This is a genomic window from Flavobacterium qiangtangense (genome assembly GCF_042658345.1).
In the GTDB taxonomy this organism is placed as follows: domain Bacteria; phylum Bacteroidota; class Bacteroidia; order Flavobacteriales; family Flavobacteriaceae; genus Flavobacterium; species Flavobacterium qiangtangense.
This window is the reverse complement of record NZ_JBHSQB010000004.1, coordinates 420,282-440,891: the sequence shown is the minus strand read 5'-3', so window position 1 is coordinate 440,891 and position 20,610 is coordinate 420,282. Positions and strand designations below refer to the sequence as shown.

General features: G+C 34.7%; 17 protein-coding genes. 10 read left to right on the top strand and 7 right to left on the bottom strand.

Going from position 1 to position 20,610, the window contains the following annotated elements; all coding sequences use genetic code 11:
- Positions 1-69 precede the first annotated feature (69 nt).
- Entirely contained in the window at positions 70-951 is an 882-nt protein-coding gene (locus ACFPVY_RS05120) for a hypothetical protein (protein ID WP_379790793.1), read from the bottom strand.
- Positions 952-1,059: 108 nt separating this feature from the next.
- On the opposite strand from ACFPVY_RS05120, the gene ACFPVY_RS05115 reads away from it, so the two are divergent.
- The 8 genes from ACFPVY_RS05115 to ACFPVY_RS05080 all read left to right on the top strand — a co-directional run bounded on the left by ACFPVY_RS05115 (position 1,060) and on the right by ACFPVY_RS05080 (position 12,313).
- Positions 1,060-2,097, top strand: a complete 1,038-nt coding sequence (locus ACFPVY_RS05115; RefSeq protein WP_379790791.1) for a formimidoylglutamase — start codon at positions 1,060-1,062, stop codon at positions 2,095-2,097.
- 1 nt (position 2,098) lies between these two features.
- Complete coding sequence (locus tag ACFPVY_RS05110) at positions 2,099-2,773, top strand: response regulator transcription factor (RefSeq protein WP_379790789.1); 675 nt, start codon at positions 2,099-2,101, stop codon at positions 2,771-2,773.
- A gap of 103 nt (positions 2,774-2,876) precedes the next feature.
- A complete protein-coding gene (locus ACFPVY_RS05105) occupies positions 2,877-4,229 on the top strand; it encodes a HAMP domain-containing sensor histidine kinase (RefSeq protein WP_379790787.1) in 1,353 nt (450 codons plus the stop codon).
- Between the two features lie 94 nt (positions 4,230-4,323).
- A complete protein-coding gene (locus tag ACFPVY_RS05100) occupies positions 4,324-5,610 on the top strand; it encodes a TolC family protein (RefSeq protein ID WP_379790785.1) in 1,287 nt (428 codons plus the stop codon).
- 22 nt (positions 5,611-5,632) lie between these two features.
- Positions 5,633-6,712 carry an efflux RND transporter periplasmic adaptor subunit gene (locus ACFPVY_RS05095; protein WP_379790783.1) on the top strand — a complete coding sequence of 360 codons (1,080 nt, stop codon included), beginning with the start codon at positions 5,633-5,635 and terminating at the stop codon, positions 6,710-6,712.
- A 132-nt stretch (positions 6,713-6,844) separates the two neighbouring features.
- Complete coding sequence (locus ACFPVY_RS05090) at positions 6,845-9,934, top strand: efflux RND transporter permease subunit (protein WP_379790781.1); 3,090 nt, start codon at positions 6,845-6,847, stop codon at positions 9,932-9,934.
- Between the two features lie 231 nt (positions 9,935-10,165).
- On the top strand, positions 10,166-11,425 hold the full coding sequence (locus ACFPVY_RS05085) for a DEAD/DEAH box helicase (RefSeq protein WP_379790779.1): 1,260 nt from the start codon (positions 10,166-10,168) through the stop codon (positions 11,423-11,425).
- 51 nt (positions 11,426-11,476) lie between these two features.
- Positions 11,477-12,313 (top strand): endonuclease/exonuclease/phosphatase family protein, encoded by an 837-nt coding sequence (locus ACFPVY_RS05080; protein ID WP_379790777.1) that lies wholly within the window; start codon positions 11,477-11,479, stop codon positions 12,311-12,313.
- On the opposite strand, the gene ACFPVY_RS05075 is transcribed toward ACFPVY_RS05080, so the two are convergent.
- The 6 genes from ACFPVY_RS05075 to holA form a co-directional block, all read right to left on the bottom strand.
- Positions 12,314-14,515 carry an ATP-binding response regulator gene (locus ACFPVY_RS05075; RefSeq protein ID WP_379790775.1) on the bottom strand — a complete coding sequence of 734 codons (2,202 nt, stop codon included), beginning with the start codon at positions 14,513-14,515 and terminating at the stop codon, positions 12,314-12,316. It abuts the gene before it with no gap.
- Positions 14,516-14,592: 77 nt separating this feature from the next.
- On the bottom strand, positions 14,593-16,287 hold the full coding sequence (ettA, locus tag ACFPVY_RS05070) for an energy-dependent translational throttle protein EttA (RefSeq protein ID WP_379790773.1): 1,695 nt from the start codon (positions 16,285-16,287) through the stop codon (positions 14,593-14,595).
- Between the two features lie 86 nt (positions 16,288-16,373).
- Complete coding sequence (locus tag ACFPVY_RS05065) at positions 16,374-16,550, bottom strand: CAL67264 family membrane protein (RefSeq protein WP_379790771.1); 177 nt, start codon at positions 16,548-16,550, stop codon at positions 16,374-16,376.
- 84 nt (positions 16,551-16,634) lie between these two features.
- Positions 16,635-17,450 carry an alpha/beta hydrolase gene (locus ACFPVY_RS05060; protein WP_379790769.1) on the bottom strand — a complete coding sequence of 272 codons (816 nt, stop codon included), beginning with the start codon at positions 17,448-17,450 and terminating at the stop codon, positions 16,635-16,637.
- Between the two features lie 6 nt (positions 17,451-17,456).
- The gene (locus ACFPVY_RS05055) at positions 17,457-17,930 is read right to left on the bottom strand and encodes a GyrI-like domain-containing protein (protein WP_379790767.1); all 474 of its coding nucleotides are present in this window, start codon (positions 17,928-17,930) and stop codon (positions 17,457-17,459) included.
- Between the two features lie 9 nt (positions 17,931-17,939).
- Positions 17,940-18,944, bottom strand: coding sequence for a DNA polymerase III subunit delta (gene holA, locus ACFPVY_RS05050; protein ID WP_379790765.1), 1,005 nt, complete (start codon positions 18,942-18,944; stop codon positions 17,940-17,942).
- Positions 18,945-19,041: 97 nt separating this feature from the next.
- Here holA and ACFPVY_RS05045 point away from each other — a divergent pair, with 97 nt between their 5' ends.
- Together ACFPVY_RS05045 and ACFPVY_RS05040 are read left to right on the top strand one after the other, a co-directional pair.
- Complete coding sequence (locus tag ACFPVY_RS05045) at positions 19,042-19,488, top strand: type I restriction enzyme HsdR N-terminal domain-containing protein (protein ID WP_379790763.1); 447 nt, start codon at positions 19,042-19,044, stop codon at positions 19,486-19,488.
- 50 nt (positions 19,489-19,538) lie between these two features.
- Positions 19,539-20,546 (top strand): glycosyltransferase family 2 protein, encoded by a 1,008-nt coding sequence (locus tag ACFPVY_RS05040; RefSeq protein ID WP_379790761.1) that lies wholly within the window; start codon positions 19,539-19,541, stop codon positions 20,544-20,546.
- Positions 20,547-20,610: the final 64 nt, after the last annotated feature.

The following is a 20,610-nucleotide window of genomic DNA, read 5'->3' as shown; positions in this document are numbered from 1 at the left end:
AGAAAGCACAAAAAAAGGAGCCAAATCGGCTCCTTTTAATTGCAGTTTAAGTTCTTGATGTTTTGTTTGTTATTTCAGCGTAAAGCTTGTTTTTGAAACCAAAGTTCCTTTGTCAAAAATGTTTACAAAGTAAGTTCCTTTTTCAAAATCAACGCCGTTGTTATCTAAAGATTCACAAACATCAACCGATTTATTTTCATAAGCAACAGTTGTTGTAAAGCTATAAGTTAACGTTTGGTCGCCAAAATTCTCAACTCTTTTCTCTCCTAAAACATTGTTTTTGCTATCGATAATTTGAACATAATACAATTTATCTCCAGATTGTGCCACTTCATTTTGCGCGATTGAGAAACAAACTTTTAATTTGTCAGCTCTTCTCGCTCTTTCAGTAACCACTTCTCTACCTGAACTTTTCTCTTTAATCGCTTGAGTTCTCAAGTTCATTACGATAAGTTTTTGAGCTTTTTCAACGGTTTTAGCTAAGTTTTCGTTTTGGATAACCAAGGTATCATTAAACCTGATTTTCTCTCCAAGAGCCATATTTAAGCTGTCCACTTTTGAAACCAAAGTCATATTTTGGTCTTTTAGCAAGCCATTTTCTTTAACCAAAGCTTGGAATTTAGAATTTAAAGCGTTGTATTGAGCTTGGATTTTCTTCAAAGAAGCAACATCTCCTTTTGATTTTTCAAGATCTGCCATCAATTTGACAACTTTTTCTCTTTCCGCAATTAATTCGTCAGAAACTGAAGTGTTTTCTGCAATTGCAGCATCTAATTTTGTCTTTAGCAAAGTAAGTTCTTCCATTGCTGTGTCTTTGTCTTTAACTAAAGCCGTTTCAGTAGTTTTTGCATCACTGCTGATTTTGTACATGTAAGCTAAACTCCCCGCGAGCAAGATTGCTAAAACGACGATTATCGCCTTTAGACTTGAATTGTTTTTTTGATTTTCCATAATGGTTAGTGGTAAGGTTTAAAACAAATTAAATATAATTTTGGGGGATTTCTGAAAGTGTTAACGTAAATTTATATAATTATATTATTTTTGGAGTAAATATTTTTTATGGAAAAACTGATTCCGTTCACAGTCCACGACTTAGCAAGAGTTACCAATTTTAGAAGTGGTGAAGTCAAATTTGGCGAAAAAATGCAGACCATTCCAAAGGACGCTGACATTGCAACATTTTTAAAAGAGTGTGACGCAAAGTTTGTGTTACTTGGTGTTCCAGAAGATATTGGAGTTCGTGCCAATTATGGACGTCCTGGCGCAGCGTCAGCTTGGGAAAGTGCCATAAAAAGCATTGCAAATATTCAACACAATCGATTCAATAAAGGGAGTTCGATTTTGGTTTTAGGCCATTTGAATGTAGAAGAAGAGATGAAAGCTGTTGAAAGTCTCGACTTTAATAATATTGACGAAAGAAAAGAACTTTCAAAATGGGTTGAAAAAATCGATAAAGAAGTTTCTCATATTATTTTCACGATTGTCAAAGCAGGAAAAATTCCGATTGTTATTGGCGGAGGCCATAACAATGCCTACGGAAATATAAAAGGAACTGCTTTAGCAAAAGGAAAAGCCATTAATGCAATCAATTTTGATGCACATTCTGACTTTAGAATTTTAGAAGGAAGACACTCTGGTAATGGATTTTCGTATGCTTTTGAAGAAGGTTTTTTGAAAAAATATTTTGTCTTTGGTTTGCATGAAAGTTATACTTCAAAAAGTGTTTTGCACGAAATCAAAAAATTGGAAGACCGAGTAAGAATCAACACTTATGACGAAATAAATATCAGAAAACAGAAAGATTTTAGGCAAGAAATGGAAAAAGCTTATACTTTCATCAAAAATGATTTTTATGGCGTTGAAATCGACTTAGATTCCATACCAAATATTCCTTCGAGTGCAATGACTTTAAGCGGTTTTTCTGTAGAAGAATTGCGACAATTTATTCACTTTTTTAGTCAAAACGAAAATGCCGCCTATTTACATATTTGTGAAGGAGCTCCAGATTTAGGTGATGAAAAAAACAGCCACTTGGTTGGTAAATTAATTGGTTATTTGGTAACAGATTTCATCAAAGCCAAAAGTGAATTAGAATAAAATGAATATACTTCTCATTGAAGACGACAAACGAATCAGCGACTTTGTAATCAAAGGTTTAGAAGAAAACGGATTTTCTGTAAGCCTTGCTATTACGGGAGAAATCGCCCGAGAAATGGTATCAGAAAACGAATGGGATATCATTTTGATGGACATCATGCTTCCCGGAATCGACGGAATTCAGCTTACCAAATTGATTCGTTTCAAGAAGAACCACACTCCTATTTTGGTCTTAAGCGCTCTCGATGACGCTGATAACAAAGTTTCAGCTTTGGATAGCGGAGCCGATGATTATTTGGTAAAACCCTTTCATTTTAAGGAATTAATTTCAAGAATAAACGCTTTAACACGAAGAACAAAATTCAATTATAAAGAAAAAGAACAGGTTTACATTTGCCATAATTTAAAAGTAAACCTCGATGAACACTCGGTTTTTCAAAACGAAAATCCGATTGATTTGTCACCAAGAGAATACAAATTATTGCTTTTTCTTTTAGAAAATAAAAATAAAGTGGTTTCCCGAACGCAGATTTTAAATGCCGTTTGGGGAATCAATTATGACAATAATACTAATGTTGTTGATGTCTATATTTCGTATCTTAGGAATAAAATCGACGAAAACCAGTACAAATTCATCCATACCATTAAAGGAACTGGATATATGCTTAAAGAGTAAAAAATAATCTGTGCTAATCTGTGAAATCTGTGTCAAAAATTCAACAGTAAATTCATACAGAATCTCTTAATTCTTAAATCTTTAAAATTTTCAATATAAATCAATGAAACTCCGAAACCGCCTAACGCTCATTTCATCCGCCACTTTTGGGTTTGTGTTCATTATCGCTTCGGTTTTGATTTATATTTCGTTTTACAATAGTTCTGAAAAAGTAGTTTTTAAAGAATTGCAGAAAACGTGCTTGCTTTCAGCGATTTATTACCTTGAAAAAGATGAACTTCCAAATTATGAGCATTCGGCGATTAAGGAACAATTTGAAGAAAACATCCAGAATGACATCGTTCGGGTTTATGACGAATACAACAGAATTGCTTTTGGAAACAAGGAAACAGACCGAAATATTAATGCTCAAAATTTAGAATTTATCCGTAAAAATAAAAAGTTGAGTTTCAAGTCCAACAATCATTTTTACTACGGAATTTTCTACAACGATAATCAAGGAGATTTTGTGGTTTTTGTTAAAACAACTAGCGAAGTTTTTAATTCCCAAACCAATCGATTATTGGTAATTATGATTATCGTTTTATTCGCTGGATTGTTTTTAATTTTTCTGCTGAGTCGATTACTGTCAAACATTGCTTACAAACCAATTACAAAAGTTATTGATCAAGTTAATTCTATGGAATTGAATAATTTAGACAAACCTATATCAAGTTCTAATACAAATGACGAAGTTCAAGATTTGATTACTACTTTCAATAATTTATTAAGCAGATTATCCGATACTTTTGCAATTCAAAGGAATTTTATCAATTATGTTTCACACGAATTTAAAACACCTTTGGCTTCCATCTCTGGAAATTTAGAAGTGTTTGCTCAAAAGGAAAGAACGCCGGAAGAATACCAAAAAGTGACTTCCGAAGCGTTGGAAAATGTCTATCACATTGAAGAAATTCTGAACAATTTGATGATGCTTTCTGGTTTGAAAACTATTAATTCTGACAATGAAACTTTCCGAATTGACGAAACCGTTTTCAATATAAATGACAAGATTTTTGAAGTTTATAACAACCAAGAGATAAAAATCGACTTGGAAGTTATGGACGAAAAATTGCTTTCAGTCAAAGGAAGCGAAATGCAGATTCAATTGGCACTCTATAATTTAATTGAAAATGCGGTGAAATATTCCAACCAAAATCCGATAAGAATCTCACTTTCTGAAAGCAATAATCAACTCCTAATTACAATTGAAGATTTCGGAAAAGGCATTCAAAAAGACGATTTGAATTTGGTACAGCAAACTTTTTATCGAGGTAAAAATGTCGGCAATATCAAAGGAAGCGGAATCGGTTTGTCTCTAGCCACAATAATCTTCAAACAAAATAATATCCAATTTTTTATCACTTCAGAAGAAAACTCGGGAACCCAAATTACGCTACTATTTCCAAAACTCTAATCGTTTTCTAATTTTGAATTAACCTACTCTTAATGTGAGTCAAATTTGGCTGTAATCTTTGCATGATAGCTTTGCAGTCATAAAAAGATACACATTGAAAAGTATAGTAATTTCCGGAATTTTTGTCGCTTTTTGCTTTCAAGCGAACGCACAAAATACAATTCTAAAGGACACAATCAACATTTCTAGAGCGGAAGCCGAAACTATTTTCTTGAAAAATAATTTAAAGCTTTTGTCTGAAAAACTCAACATTGACCAAGCCGAAGCGCAAGTGGTTCAAGCCAAATTATGGCCAAATCCCACGCTTGAAGTCAGCGAAATTAACTTGTGGTCAAATGCTTATTCGGAGCAACTTCCTCCTATTTCTGGCAACTGGGGAAAAACTTCGCAAGTTGGAGTGAGCTTGGAACAAATGATTCAAACCGCTGGAAAACGCAAAAAAATGATTGCGATGGAAAAAGTTGGTATGGAAATGGCGCACGAATATTTCAAAGATTTTCTTCGCGTTTTAAAAGTAGAATTTCGTAGCAATTTGACCGATTTACAATATGTACAGCAAAAGCAAGACATCTACAAAAAGCAATTGAGTTCAATGCAAAAATTGTTGAAAGCCTATGAAAATCAATCCAAACAAGGAAACATCAGCCGAAGCGAATTCATCAGATTGAAAGCTTCAGAATTGGAATTTTTAAAGGAAATCGGCGATTTGCAAAAGGAAAATAATCAATTGCAAAAAGAACTTAAAACCTTGATGAACCTTCCTTCGTCAAGCCACTTAAAAATTATCAACGACAAATTTGTTCCTGAATTATCAAAGTTGAATTTCATCAACTTGGCTGATTTGACTTCTTCCGCTTTAGAAAATCGTCCTGATGTAAAAGTTTCGATTTTGGAAGAAAAATACAATGAACGCAAATATAAATATGAATTGGCGCAACACACGCCAGACGTGACTTTCGGAATAAATTATGACCGTGGAGGGAACATTATGAATGACTTTGTGGGAATCGGTTTTTCAATGGATTTGCCTTTTTTCAATAAAAATCAAGGAAATATAAAATCGGCGAAATTTGATATTGAAAAAAGTAAGTATGCCAAAACAGAAAAATACAACGAGGCTCAAAACGAAGTGATTAAAGCTTTTGAAGATGTTTTGATTGCTAAAAAAATGTATGAAAACACCAATGAAGAATACGAAAAAGATTTAGATACGCTTTTGGAAAGTTATTTCAAAAATTTTGCCCAAAGAAACACAAGTATGCTCGAATACCTTGACTTTGTGGAAGCTTACCTTCAAAATAAAACCATCATTTTAGATTCAAAAAAAGAATTAAACGAGCATTTTGAGGAACTGCAATTTGTCATCGGGAAAGAACTTTAATAAAAACTCACTCAAAAATATTATGAAATACACTTATTATTTATTCCCAATCCTCTTTCTTTTCAGTTGTCAAGAAAAAGAAGTCATTCCAGAAAAAGACGATAAATTCTGCCTGAACGAAGACATTAAAAAGAAAATTACCATTCAAGAAGTCAAAAAAGAAGCCGTTTTAGAAACTTTTTCTTTGACAGGAAGCGTGACGTACAACGCTGACAACGTGGTTCAATTTACAAGTTTGGTTAACGGAATTGTGAACAATACCTTTTTCTCTTTAGGTGATTATGTCAAAAAAGGACAAGTTTTGGCTGAAATAAAAAGCACAGAATTAAACGGATTGCAATCTGAAAATAAGTCGTTGACTTCGCAATTATTGGTGGCTCAACGACAATTGGCTTCCACAAAATCAATGTATGAAGACGGAATTGCTTCCCAAAAAGATTTGATTCAAGCGGAAAGCGAAGTGAATGTTTTAAAATCTTCATTGGAAAATATTAAAGGAAATTTGGCTTTGTATAGCGCAAGTTCAGAGAAATCGGTTTTTCAGATAAAAGCACCTTCTAACGGATATATTGTGGCGAAAAATATGAGCTCAGGAATGCAGATTTCCGAGGGAAGCGAACCTTTATTTACCATTTCAGATTTGAATGAAGTTTGGGTTATGGTCAATATTTATGCGACAGATATGCAAAATATCCGAGAAAATATGGACGTTAAAATCAAGACTTTGGCATATACTGATGAAACTTTCACCGGAAAAATTACGTCGCTTTCTCAAGTTTTTGATTCGGAAGAACGCGTTCTGAAAGCACGAATTGTGATGAAAAACAAAGACTTGAAATTAAAACCAGGAATGTCAGCGGATATTATTTTGAACAAGGAAACCAAATTCACCGAACCGATGATTGCAATTCCCACAAAAGCGATGATTTTTGATAACAACGTAAATTTTGTAGTGGTTTACAAAGGCGATTGTGATTTGGAAATTCGACAAGTACAACCGACTACTCAAAATTCTGAAACTATTTATTTCGAGAAAGGAATTTCAGAAAACGAAAAGATTATTTCAAAAAATCAGCTTTTGATTTATGAAAGCTTGAGGTAATTTTTTAAATCAAAAATTAAACACATAATTGTCTTTCCGACGAAGGAGGAATCCTAGCATCATGAATAACTAACGAAGATTCCTCCTTCTTCGGAATGACAAAATTATTGATAAAACTTATTTAAAAAATATATGCAAAAGTTTGTACAAAATTTAGTCGCGTTTTCGCTAAAAAACTCGCTTATCGTGTTCTTTGCGACGGGACTTTTACTCGCGGCGGGAATCTACAGTTACATCCACACGCCCATTGAAGCGTTTCCAGATGTGACGAATACGCGCGCGAGAATTATTACGCAATGGCCAGGAAGAAGTGCCGAAGAAGTAGAAAAATTCATCACGTTGCCGATTTCAAAAGAAATGAATACCATTCCAAAAAAGTCGGAAGTTCGTTCGATTTCATTGTTTGGATTGTCGGTTGTCACGGTTTTATTTGAAGACGATGTCGAAGATTTTTATGCCCAACAATATGCGTCGAATCGAATGGCAGGCATTGATTTACCTGAAGGAAGTGATATTTCGATTGAGCCTCCGTATGGCGCGACAGGAGAAATTTTTCGTTATGTAGTAAAAGGCGATTTGCCAATTAAGGAATTGACGGCGATTCAGGATTGGGTCATTGAGCGAGAATTGGTTTCCGTTCCCGGAGTTGCCGATGTAGTGAGTTTTGGTGGTGAAGAAAAGGTGTATGAAATAAAAATTAATCCGACAGAATTGGTGAATTACGGACTTTCTCCGTTGGATGTTTATGAAGCGGTTTCGAAAAGCAATATCAATGTTGGCGGTGATGTGATTCAGCGTGGCGACCAAGCTTATGTGGTTCGTGGCGTGGGATTGCTTGATAACATTGAAGATATCGGCAATATTTTGATTCAAGTGAAAGGCTCCACTCCTGTTTTGGTCAAGCACGTTGCCGAAATTTCGATTGATGCAAAACCCAGATTGGGACAAGTTGGTTTGGACAATGAAGATGATTTGGTGGAAGGAATTGTGGTGATGCTTCGCGGTGAAAATCCGAGTGAAGTGATTGAAAATCTAAAACTTAGGATCGATGATTTGAACGAAAGAGTTTTGCCGAAAGGCGTTCAAATCGTTCCGTTTATCGACAGAACTGAATTGGTCAACACCACTGTTCATACGGTAACGAAAAATCTTATCGAAGGAATTTTGCTGGTTTCCTTAATCGTTTTCATCTTTTTATACAATTGGCGAACGACGGTTATTGTGGCTTCCGTGATTCCGCTTTCGTTTTTATTTGCAATTACAATGCTGAAAATACAAGGACTTCCGGCAAATTTAATTTCGATGGGTGCTTTAGATTTCGGACTTTTATTGGAAGGAACGCTCGTCATTGTCGAACAGGTTTTTGTATCGCTCGAAAAGAAAGCACATAAAGTTGGAATGGAAAAATTCAACAAAATGTCGAAAATGGGCTTGATAAAAAAGAGTGTAGGAAGCGTGGCAACCTACATTTTCTTCGCCTTGATTATTTTGATTGTAGCCTTGATGCCGATTTTCTCCTTCCAAAAAGTGGAAGGAAAAATGTTCTCGCCGTTGGCATTTACGTTAGGATATGCTTTACTTGGCTCGCTGATTTTAAGTTTGACGTATGTTCCGGCGATGTGTAAAGTTTTGTTGACGAAAAATATAGTGGAGAAAGAAAATATGATTTCGAGATTTTTCAGAGTAAATCTATTCAAACTTTTCAATTTTAGTGCCAAGAGAAAAAAACAGACAATTGCAGTTTTCTTAATCATTCTTGCTATTTGCGCCGGAAGATTTGCTTTTTATGGTTCAGAATTTATTCCGAAATTAAATGAAGGCGCGGTTTATATCAGAGCGACTTTGCCAAACAGCATCAACTTGGAAGAATCGACGCGATTGACAAAAGAGATGAAAAAAAAATTGCAAAAATTTGAAGAAGTACAATTTATTTTGACGCAAACTGGCCGACCAAATGATGGAACTGACCCAACAGGTTTCTTTAATATCGAATTTAACGTACAATTAATTCCGGAAAAAGAATGGAAACGGAAACTTTCGAAAGAAGAATTGATTGCCGAAATCAAAAAAGTTTTGGATGATTATCCTGGAATTAATTTTGGCTTCAGCCAGCCAATTCAGGACAATGTGGAAGAATATGTGGCCGGAGTAAAAAGTCCGTTGGTGATTAAGATTTTTGGCGAAGATTTAGAAGAACTAGAAAAATATGCCGGACAAGTGGCAAATTCCATCAAAACCGTGGACGGAATTGAAGATATAAATGTTTTCAAAAACATTGGTCTTCCCGAACTGAGAATTCAGCTTCACGATGCGCAAATGGCAAAATATGCGGTCACGACGGCCGATGCGCAAGCGGTTATTGCAATGACAATTGGCGGTCAGGCAGCGTCCACTTTTTACGACCAAGAAAGAACTTTTGATATCAGAATCCGTTTTCTGAAAGAATATCGCGATTCTAAAGAAAAAATTGAGACAATTTTGATTCCAACGATGGACGGAAAACAAGTGCCTTTGAAAGAAATTGCGACGGTGAGTTATAAAACCGGACCTACATTTATTTACCGCGAAGGAAACAGCCGATACATCGCGATTGGTTTTGCCATCGAAGGACGAGATTTGGGAAGTACAATCGCGGAAGCGCAAGCAAAAGTGGCAAAAGAAGTCAAGCTTCCGAAGCAGAATACGATGAAATGGGCTGGTGAATTTGAAAGCAAAGAACGCGCTTCAAAGCAATTGGCAATGATTGTTCCGGTTGTTTTGATTTTCATTATGTTCTTGCTGTATTTTAATTTTGGAAATGTGAAAGACACATTATTAGCCTTAAGTACAATGCCTTACGCTTTTATCGGAGGATTTATTTCACTTTGGGCAACGGGAACAATTTTCGGAATTTCCGCAGGAATTGGATTCATCATCTTATTTGGAGTCAGCGCCATCGACGGAATCGTATTGATTGGCGTGATGAAAGAAAATTTAAAAGCAGGAATGGGCTTGCGAAAAGCAATTTCCGAAGGCGTTCACAGCAGAATTCGTCCCGTCGTGATGATTGCGTTGATGGGTTCATTGGGACTGCTTCCGGCGGCATTATCAACCGGAATGGGTTCTGAAATCCAAAAACCATTGGCCATTATGATCGTTGGAGGAATTGTAATCTGTATGATTTTGTCGTTAACCGTTTTACCGCAGGTGTTTTATTATGCCTACAGAAAGAAGCACGAGTAGTTTTATAATGATTGGTTTATTATTGTATTGTGCGATTAAAGCTCCATTAATTTGGAGCTTTTTTTTTAACCGCAGATTCGCAGATTTTTTCTCCACAGATTGTAAAAATTCTAAAATTAATAAAATACAAACACATAAAAAATCTGCGAATCTGCGGTCAAACATCTTTAAATAATAAAAACTATCTTTGTACCGTCTTTGCGAAAATTGCAGAGAATTAATTTACATTTTATGTTATTCGAAGATTTATCACTTTCCAAAAGTATACAGCGAGCCGTTTTTGAAATCGGTTATTTGGAAGCAACGCCAATTCAAGAAAAATCAATCCCGATTATTTTAGCGGGAAATGACCTTGTCGGCTGCGCACAAACCGGTACCGGAAAAACAGGCGCATTTGCAATTCCTATCATTCATCATATTCACCGCATTGTTGGTTCGTCAAAAAAGGCAAAAGTTATCAGAACCCTTGTCGTTACTCCCACTCGTGAGTTAGCAGTTCAAATCGGGCAAAGTTTTGAAACATATGCAAAATATACGAATTTAAATCAGCTGACCATTTTTGGTGGCGTTTCCCAAGTGCCGCAAGTCGACACTTTGAAAAAAGGCGTTGATATTTTGATTGCAACACCAGGAAGATTATTGGATTTGCACAAGCAAGGTTTTATTGATTTAGACCATTTGCACACTTTAGTTTTAGATGAAGCCGACCAAATGCTGGATATGGGTTTCATCAACGACGTAAAGAAAATTGTGAAGCTTACGCCAAAAAACAGACAGACGCTTTTATTTTCGGCAACAATGCCAATGGCAATTCGTGAATTAGCCGAAACATTTTTGACAAAACCAGAATATGTTTCTGTTTCTCCTGTTTCTTCTACGGCCGAAACTGTGGAACAACGCGTTTATTTTGTGAACAAAGAAGACAAACGTCAGCTTTTATATCATTTGATTAAAAACGAGGACATTTCAGATGTTTTGGTTTTTTCCCGTACAAAACACGGAGCCGATAACGTAGTTAAAGCCTTGAGAAAACAAGGAATTGCTGCAGAAGCGATTCACGGAGACAAATCTCAAAACGCAAGACAGCGTGTTTTAGACGCTTTTAAAAGCAAGGAAGTTGGCGTTTTAGTAGCTACAGACATTGCAGCGAGAGGAATTGACATTGACAAATTGCCTTTTATTATCAACTTTGATCTGCCAAATATTCCAGAAACTTATGTGCATAGAATTGGAAGAACGGGTCGTGCCGGAAACGGTGGCATCGCAATTTCTTTCTGTTCAAAAGACGAAGAAGGTTATTGGAAAGATATTCAGAAATTGGTAAAAGTCAATATCAAAACCGTAAATGACCATCCTTATCCTTGGAAAGAAGGAAGTCTGGATGCGAAACCTGATTTGAGAAATAAAACCAAATTTGGAGAAAATAAAGCAAAAGAGAACAATTCAAGAAAATCTGATGCTTCAAAAAAGAATAAAAAACGCTGGTACTAACCGGCGTTTTTGTTTTAAATTTGTGAGAAATCCTACCCAAAACAAATACGAATGAAAAAACTATTTTTTACCTTTTTAATTATGTCCCAAATTACTGCTTCGGCTCAAGATTTAAAAATTATGAGCTACAATCTTCGCCTTGATACCGCAAGCGACAAAGAAAATCAATGGTCCAACCGAAAAGAATATTTAACCGATCAAGTAAAATTTTACAATCCAGATTTTATGGGAGTTCAAGAAGCTTTACCAAATCAAATGGAATATATCGACCAAGTTTTAACTTCGCATAAATTCATCGGAAAAGGTCGTGATGACGGACAATCAAAAGGAGAACACAGCGCTATTTTTTACAATTCAGATAAGTTTAAATTGTTAGAAGAAAATACTTTTTGGTTGTCAGAAACTCCGTCAACGCCTTCAAAAGCTTGGGATGCGGCCTATCCAAGAGTTTGCACTTATGGCTTGTTCCAAAATAAAACTACGAAGAAAAAAATGTGGATTTTCAACACACATTTTGACCACGTTGGAGATATCGCAAGAGCGGAAAGTTCTAAATTAATTTTGGCTAAAATAAAAGAGATTAACAAAGAAAATCTTCCTGTGGTTTTGACCGGAGATTTTAATCTGGAGTCAGAAACGCTTCCTTTAAAATTGATCAAAGAAGAATTAGACGATGCTCAAAAAGTATGCACCGGAATTGTTTTTGGTCCAGAAGGAACCTTCAGTAATTTTGAATTTAACAAACCTGTGACAATGCGAATTGACTATATTTTTATCAACAGAAATAAAATGGAAGTTACAAAATTTGCTACTTTGAGTGATTCTAAAAATTGCAGATATCCTTCTGATCACTTTCCGGTTTACGCAGAAATAAATTTCAAAAAATAATTATTTAGATCGAGCAATTTGGGCGCTGATCACTTGAAAAAGTCGAACAGGCTCAAATGGCTTGATCAAAATATCGTTCATCCCAGAAAGTTTTGCTTCGTCAGTAACTTCATCTTTGTCAAACGCCGTTAACGCTACAATTGGAACCGTAATTCCCATGCTTCTAATCATTCTAGTAGTTTCAAAACCATTGATTATCGGCATATTAATGTCCATTAAAATTACGTCGAAAACTTCAGTTTTTAAGATTTCTAACGCCGCGTAACCGTCATCAACAACAATACATTGAAAGTTATGTTTCTCAATGATTTTGCGAGTTACAAGCTGATTTATTTTATTATCTTCCACCACCAAAATTTTGTAATTTGAGGCGCTTGTGGTGTCAACATCAATATTTTCTATGTATTTTTGAGTAGTTTCTTGATTGTATTCAAAAGGAATCGTGAACGTAATTGTCGTTCCCAAATTTTCTTCGCTTTTCAAATGAATCTGGCTTCCCAATAATTCCAAAAGCTTTTTTACAATCGAAAGTCCCAAACCAGTTCCTTGGTAATCGCCTTCTTTTCGGTCAATTTGAACAAATTTTTCGAAGATCTTATTTTGGTTTTCAGGAGCAATTCCTACTCCATTGTCAGCAATTTCAAATTTTATAAAATGTAAATTCCTGTCCTTTTTTTCTAAACTTGCTTTTAATTTAATCTCGCCGTCTTTGGTAAATTTTAAGGCGTTGCTGGTTAGATTTACCAATATTTGCGAAAGACGAAGCTTATCTCCTATCAAATATTCAGGAATATTTTGATCCACATCAACAACGATTTTGTTCTGATTTTTTATCGCGATAAATTGAAGCGCCTGATTTACTTTCTCAATTTCATCCAAGACATTTAAGGGCGTTTCGTCTAAAACAATTTTTCTGTCTTCAATTTTATGAATTTGCAATAAATCATTGACCAAAGACAAAAGATATTTGGCCGAAAATTTCAAAGAATTAATATGCGGACTGTTTTCTAATTCGCGATGTTCGTCTAAAATTAAGTCAGTAATTCCAATGACGCCATACAATGGCGTTCGCAATTCGTGGGTAACTGTCGAAATAAATTGGCTTTTTAAAATCGATGATTCTTCCGCTTTATCTTTTGCAATTTTTAATTCGGCATTGTTTTCAAGCAATTGCTGGTTTACTTTTTTTCTAAATAAATTATTTCTGTAAAAAGTATAAAGTAGCAAAAGTAATACGATTAAAACCGCCAAAAACAGAACCACAATAATTTTTGAATATCTTAAATTCTTTTCTTGCGCATATTTTTCAAGCTCAATTTCGTTGATTTCTCGTTTTGATTCGTCTAATTCAATCTGGATTCCAGCAATTTGCGCACTTTTTAACTTTTCTTGGTTGTGAATTTCGTCCTTCAATTTTTCATATTGACCTTTAACGTCATACGCCAATTTAAAATCTTTGATTTGGTACAAATGTTTTGAATATTCTTCATAAGCGTCTACCAAAGCCATGTCTTGCTTATATTTTATTCCTAACTCGATCGCTTTTTTGAAGTAAAAATCTGCACTTTTTTCATTATTTTGCGAGCTATGATACATCCCAAAAAGGTTGTTCATGATCACGTGAGATTCTAAATCGCCATAATTAGAAATATTTTGGCTGATGTAATTCAAGTGTGGTAGTCCTAAAGCAAATTCCTTTTTGTTGAAATAAGCCCAAGTCAGGTTTAATTCAGTAAAAATTATTTCAGAAGTATCTTTGTTTTTTTTGGCGTAAGCTAACGACTTTTGATAATGGTAAATTCCTTTGTCATAATTCTTTAAGTCGAAGTTATAAATGTTTCCAAGGTTATTGTGGATCCAATCTTTTATCGTGTCATTGGTAGTTTTATTGGCAAAAGTCAATGCCTTTTCATAATAAGCAAGCGCTTTTTTAGTGTCAAAAAGTTCTTCATGACTGCCCGCAATCGTATTGTACGACATCGCAACGTAGTCGTACTGCTTATTTTTGTAGGCTAAGTTGAGCGCCTTTTTCGAAATCTGAAGTGACTCCTTAAATTTTAGCTCCGTCAGCAAAGCATCTGCCTCGCAGATATATTCATAAATTTCTTTTCTAACATCTTTCTTTTTCAATTCTTGGGAGAAACTGAAGTGGTACGAAAACAGCAAGAAAATAATAAATGAAATTAGTCTAATTTGGGGCATAGAATAATTAAATTTTATCCAAATATACGCTATATTTTAAAAAAAAATCTCGGACAATGCCGAGATTTTTGTAAGAACTAATTTCTAATCAGTTTTTTGTATTTGATACGTTTTGGAGTTAAATCACCGCCAAGACGTTTTTTCTTGTTTTCTTCATATTCAGAGAAACTTCCTTCAAAGAAATATACTTCTGAATTCCCCTCAAAAGCAAGGATGTGTGTACAAATTCTGTCTAAAAACCATCTGTCGTGAGAAATTACAACCGCACAACCTGCGAAGTTTTCTAAACCTTCTTCCAGCGCTCTTAAAGTATTGATATCCAAATCATTTGTTGGCTCATCTAAAAGCAAAACGTTTCCTTCTTCTTTCAAAGTCATTGCCAAATGCAATCTGTTTCTTTCACCACCAGAAAGTGTTGCCACTTTTTTATTTTGGTCGCTTCCGCCAAAGTTGAAACGCGACAAATAAGCTCTAGAATTCACTTGCTTTCCTCCCATCATGATCAATTCTTGACCGTCACAGAAGTTTTCCCAGATTGATTTATTTGGGTCAATGTTAGAGTGAGCTTGATCAACATAAGCAATTTTCACTGTTTCTCCGATTGAAAATTCACCTTTATCCGGAGTTTCTTCGCCCATGATCATTCTAAAAATTGTCGTTTTACCAGCACCGTTTGGCCCGATGATTCCAACAATTCCTGCTTGTGGCAACGTGAAATTCAAATCTTCGTAAAGCAATTTATCGCCATAACCTTTGGCAACACCTTTCGCTTCGATAACATTTGTACCCAAACGAGGTCCGTTTGGAATATAGATTTCTAGATTTTCGTCTAGTTGTTTTTGGTCTTCATTTAAAAGCTTGTCATAGTTTTGAAGACGTGCTTTTTGCTTCGTTTGACGGCCTTTTGCACCTTGACGAACCCAGTCCAACTCACGCTCTAAAGTTTTTCTTCTTTTTGAAGCTACTTTTTCTTCCAAAGCCATTCTGCTTGATTTTTGGTCTAGCCAAGAAGAATAGTTTCCTTTCCACGGAATACCTTCTCCTCTGTCTAATTCAAGAATCCATCCAGCTACATTATCCAGGAAATAACGGTCGTGCGTTACGGCAATTACCGTTCCAGAATATTGCGCCAAATGTTGTTCTAACCAAAGAACAGATTCCGCATCCAAGTGATTTGTTGGCTCATCTAGAAGCAAAACGTCTGGCTGTTGCAACAAAAGTCGGCATAAAGCCACACGTCTTTTTTCTCCACCAGAAAGCACTTTTATTGGCGTATCAGGTTCTGGAGTACGCAAGGCATCCATCGCAATTTCTAATTTTGTATCGATTTCCCAAGCGCCCAAAGCATCAATTTTATCTTGCAGAGCCGCTTGACGATCCATCAATTTGTCCATTTTATCTGGATCTGAATAATTTTCTTCAAGACCAAATAAATCGTTGATTTGGTTGTATTCTTCTAAAACCGCCATCGTTTCAGCCACACCTTCTCTTACAATTTCAATTACCGTTTTATTTTCGTCTAATTGTGGCTCTTGTTCCAAATAACCTACAGAATATCCTGGCGCAAAAACAACATCACCTTGATAGTTTTTATCAACTCCGGCGATAATTTTTAACAAAGAAGATTTTCCGGAACCGTTGAGACCAAGAATACCAATTTTTGCTCCGTAGAAAAAGCTCAGGTAAATATTTTTTAAAACTTGTTTATCACTGCTTGAGTAGGTTTTACTCAATTTCTGCATTGAAAAAATTACTTTTTTATCGTCAGACATATATTGATTATTAAATTTTTAGACTTCTTAGATTATTAGATTTCAAAGGTTTTACAACCTCTTGAAACTCATAATTCATAACTATTTTAAACTCTTCCTTTTAAAGAACTGAAAACCCAGGCAATTGCAAAAAAACCAATCCCGACGGCGCCAAATCCCCAGCCTGCAACGTCATTATAACGAAACGCACCAAGACCAATCAATAGCATTCCCATCAATATCATTATAAAAGTGGCCCATCCTAAAATGGTATTTTTATTCATCCCCATAGTTTTTTGTTTTATTCTTTTTATAGCAAGCGCAAATATCGTGATTTAAATTGTTTTTTGAAAGAATATTGCAAGCACTTAATCCTTAAAAGGAAACAATTTCTTAAACGCTTCACTGATACTTTGATGTAAAACTGTCGCGTGATTTTCTTTTTCTAATGGAAGATATTCGACTTTCAATTTTTGGTTTGACTTCTTTAAAATCGAAGCAATTTCTTGCGCTTCTTTCACCATAATCTTGTCCTCCTGCATTCCCACAGAAATATAAACGTATTGGTTCATCACTTTTTGTTGTTCGAGAAGATGATTCGCTTCTTTCAAAAGACTTTCGTTATCCCACCAAAGACTAGGGCTTACAATCAGATAATGTGTAAAAAGTGAAGGCTTTTTCAAAAGAATTTCTGTGGCCAAAAGTCCGCCGAGCGATTGCCCGATGATGTATTTTGTTTCGGTCGTTTTATAGGTTTTATTAATAAACGGTTGCAATTCTTTTTCGATAAATTCAATAAATTTTACTGAATGTCCTGTCGTTGGATAGTCTTTCTGTAAATCTTTTAAATCTGTATGAAAAGTAAAATCTCGCTTTCTATCGACATTTGCAATTCCTACAACCAAGAAATCAGGCATATTAAATTGCATTTTGTAAAATTGAACCAGGCCAACAATGTGCAAAAAATCTTCATTAGCCGAACCATCCAGCAAATAAATAACTGGATAACTTTTCGTTTTGTCAAAACCTTCCGGAAGATAAATATTTAATGTGCGGTTTTCATTAAGAATTGCTGACTTTAAAATTCTTGATTCTCCAATTGTAAAAGGTTTTACAAAATCTTGAGAATTCATTTTAAACAAACTCAAAAGCAATAAACAGGAAGTAATTATTTTAGTTTTCATAATTTGTTATTTTATCGGAATCCAAATTTCTTCCTCGCTTTCGTCGCTGTCGTTTTTATATTTTGTTCCTAAAATTTCAAAATGCGGTCGATTATCTAATGAAAAACCTGAATTTGGAAACCATTCTTGAAAAATATATTGAAAAGCTTCGCCTCCACTTTTCGGATTTCCTTTGTATTCAAAAACAGCATATTTTCCACTTTTCAACACATAAGCTTCCATTCCATTCGGAATATTTTCAAGAGAATTCACTTCCAAACCAGCCATTTTTAGAAACTCTTTTTTAGGATTAAATCCTTCAAAATAATTGCTTTCATAAATTTGAATAGAAAATAAATCCGAACCAATTGCATTTTGAATTTCGCCTTTTCGTTTCATAAATGAATTCCAAAGAAGAAATGTTTTGTTTTCAAAAATTGACATTTTTTGAGTTAAAACTACCAATTTCTTTTCAGGAAGGATTTCGATTCTAAAATTCATACGTTGAAATTAAGAAAAAATCTTCGCCAACATTTCTTTCATCAAATCGCCATTTCCTAAACTGCTTGCTCCAACACCTTTGCTTTTTACATCAATATCTCGCAATGTAGCCACAACTGCGCTCACCTTTTTCATCGGATAATTCTTCACTGCCACATCATATTCCTTTACAAAAAACGGATTTATTCCCAATGCAGAAGCCACGTTTTTAGGATTCTTGTCTTTCAATCCGTGGTATTTTAAAAGTTGAATAAAGAACCCAAAAGTCTGTCCGACGGTCACTATCAACGGATTGTCTTTTGGATTATCAGCAAAATATTTCGCAATTTGGTACGCCTTTTTTTGGTTCTTTTCGCCAATAGCCTTTCGCAATTCAAACACATTAAAATCTTTGCTGAAACCGATATTCTCTTCAATAACTTCCGGTGTAATTATGCTTCCTTGGGGTAAAATAATTGCTAATTTGTCTAATTCATTGGCAATTTTACTCAAATCGGTTCCCAGAAAGTCAACCAACATCGCCGAAGCTTTTGGTTCAATATTTAGTTTTTTCCCAGCAAGAACGCGCTTCAACCAATCTCCCACTTGGTTTTCATAAAGCTTTTTACTTTCGTAAACCAAACCATTTTTGCCCAAAACTTTGGTTACCTTTTTCCTTTTGTCAAGCGTTTTATATTTGTAAGCAAAAATCAAAACTGTCGTAGGCATCGGATTTTCAGCATAACTTTCTAACTTATCGATAGTTCGGACTAATTCCTGCGCTTCTCTCACGATAACAACCTGTCTTTCAGCCATCATCGGATACCGTTTTGCCGTGGAAACCACATCTTCGATTGTTACATCGCGACCATAAAGAATGGTTTGGTTAAAACCTTTTTCTTCTTCTGCCAAAAGATTAGCTTCCATAAATTCAGTCAATTTATCAATATAATAAGGCTCTTCTCCCATTAAAAAATAAATTGGTTTGATGTTTCCGGCTTTGATGTCGTTGACAATTTTTACTACTTCGTCCAATTGAATGTGTGTTTTATTCCTATAAATTATCTAAAATACAAAAGCTTATCGCTGTCTGCCTATTGCCTATTGCTTTTCTAAAAACTATCTTTGTCTTATGCAACAGCTCAATTTTCCTGCTTATAAATTTCGATTCAAAAATAGCGAAAATAAAGTCGCTATCTTCGATGAAATCCGTAAAAAATTTATCGTGCTTACGCCAGAAGAATGGGTGCGCCAAAACGTGGTTCAGTATCTTTTGCAGGAAAAAAAATATCCAAAATCATATATAAATGTGGAAAAATTAATTAAACTTAATGGTTTAGTTAAACGCTATGATGTTGTTGTATTTCAGCCAAATGGAAGATTATTTTTATTGATTGAATGCAAATCTACCGACATAAAAATCAGCCAAGATACTTTTGACCAAATCGCTCGTTACAATATGGCTTTAGAATCAAAATATTTAATGGTGACCAATGGCTTAAATCATTATTTTTGCCAAATGGATTATGGCGAAGAAAAATATAATTTTCTTCAAGAGCTTCCTGAATTTACGGTTTAAAAGCTGATAAATTCTAAGAAGTCTAGCAATCAAAAAATCGAAGAAGTCAAATGAAAAAAATAGCGGTCGTAATTTTAAATTGGAATGGCAAAAAATTATTAGAGGAATTTCTTCCATCGATTGTTCGATTTTCTCCGGAAGCCACTATTTATTTGGCTGACAATGCTTCTTCTGATGATTCTATTTCCTTTGTGAAAAACACTTTTTCGTCTATAAAAATCATCCAAAACACTGATAATTTTGGCTTTGCCAAAGGGTACAACCAGGCGATGCGTTTTGTGGAAGAGGACTATTATGCTTTGGTCAATTCTGATATTGAAGTGACTGAAAATTGGCTTGCTCCTATTTTAGAAATCTTTGAAAACCAACCCGAAACAGCAATCATTCAACCGAAAATTCTGGATTACAAAAACAAAGAAATGTTTGAATATGCTGGTGCTGGCGGTGGTTTTATCGACAAATATGGCTTTCCTTTTTGCCGTGGCAGAATTTTTCAATCCTTAGAAAAAGATAATAATCAGTATAATGACGAGATTGATATTTTTTGGGCTTCCGGCGCTTGCTTCTTTATTAGGAAGGAAATTTTTAGAAAATTAAATGGTTTTGACGAAGATTTTTTTGCCCACCAAGAAGAAATTGATTTATGCTGGCGCGCGTTCAACTTAAATTATAAAGTAAAATATACCGGAAAATCAACGGTTTATCACGTTGGCGGAGCGACTTTAAAAGAATCTAGTCCGCATAAAACTTTTTTAAATTTCAGAAACTCTTTGTGGATGATGCTGAAGAATGTGCCACAGCGAAAATTGTTTCAAACTATGTTTGTAAGATTGTTTTTAGACGGTCAAGCGGGAATTCAGTTCGCATTACACGGAAAGTTTCCACATCTATGGGCGATTTTGAAAGCACACTTTTATTTTTATTTATTAATTTTTAAATTTTTAAATAAAAGAGAATCAAATCAATATGTTAATTACTACAAAATAAACAGCATCGTTTACTATCATTTCATCAAAAAAGGCAAGGTATTTGAATCCAATTTTAACAATAGTTTATAGCATCGAACGTTATTTACTCTTTTATTAATCCTTAAATTTGTTAAAATCACTAAATTTTAAAACT

What these genes read in the sequence shown, in the direction of transcription:
- ACFPVY_RS05040 (WP_379790761.1), top strand. Translation starts at nt 19,539, where the DNA reads ATGAAAAAAATAGCGGTCGTAATTTTAAATTGGAATGGCAAAAAATTA.
- ACFPVY_RS05045 (WP_379790763.1), top strand. Translation starts at nt 19,042, where the DNA reads ATGCAACAGCTCAATTTTCCTGCTTATAAATTTCGATTCAAAAATAGC.
- ACFPVY_RS05085 (WP_379790779.1), top strand. Translation starts at nt 10,166, where the DNA reads ATGTTATTCGAAGATTTATCACTTTCCAAAAGTATACAGCGAGCCGTT.
- ACFPVY_RS05095 (WP_379790783.1), top strand. Translation starts at nt 5,633, where the DNA reads ATGAAATACACTTATTATTTATTCCCAATCCTCTTTCTTTTCAGTTGT.
- ACFPVY_RS05110 (WP_379790789.1), top strand. Translation starts at nt 2,099, where the DNA reads ATGAATATACTTCTCATTGAAGACGACAAACGAATCAGCGACTTTGTA.
- ettA (WP_379790773.1), bottom strand. Translation starts at nt 16,287, where the DNA reads ATGTCTGACGATAAAAAAGTAATTTTTTCAATGCAGAAATTGAGTAAA.
- ACFPVY_RS05055 (WP_379790767.1), bottom strand. Translation starts at nt 17,930, where the DNA reads ATGAATTTTAGAATCGAAATCCTTCCTGAAAAGAAATTGGTAGTTTTA.
- ACFPVY_RS05060 (WP_379790769.1), bottom strand. Translation starts at nt 17,450, where the DNA reads ATGAAAACTAAAATAATTACTTCCTGTTTATTGCTTTTGAGTTTGTTT.
- ACFPVY_RS05090 (WP_379790781.1), top strand. Translation starts at nt 6,845, where the DNA reads ATGCAAAAGTTTGTACAAAATTTAGTCGCGTTTTCGCTAAAAAACTCG.
- ACFPVY_RS05115 (WP_379790791.1), top strand. Translation starts at nt 1,060, where the DNA reads ATGGAAAAACTGATTCCGTTCACAGTCCACGACTTAGCAAGAGTTACC.
- ACFPVY_RS05105 (WP_379790787.1), top strand. Translation starts at nt 2,877, where the DNA reads ATGAAACTCCGAAACCGCCTAACGCTCATTTCATCCGCCACTTTTGGG.
- ACFPVY_RS05080 (WP_379790777.1), top strand. Translation starts at nt 11,477, where the DNA reads ATGAAAAAACTATTTTTTACCTTTTTAATTATGTCCCAAATTACTGCT.
- ACFPVY_RS05065 (WP_379790771.1), bottom strand. Translation starts at nt 16,550, where the DNA reads ATGAATAAAAATACCATTTTAGGATGGGCCACTTTTATAATGATATTG.
- ACFPVY_RS05075 (WP_379790775.1), bottom strand. Translation starts at nt 14,515, where the DNA reads ATGCCCCAAATTAGACTAATTTCATTTATTATTTTCTTGCTGTTTTCG.
- ACFPVY_RS05120 (WP_379790793.1), bottom strand. Translation starts at nt 951, where the DNA reads ATGGAAAATCAAAAAAACAATTCAAGTCTAAAGGCGATAATCGTCGTT.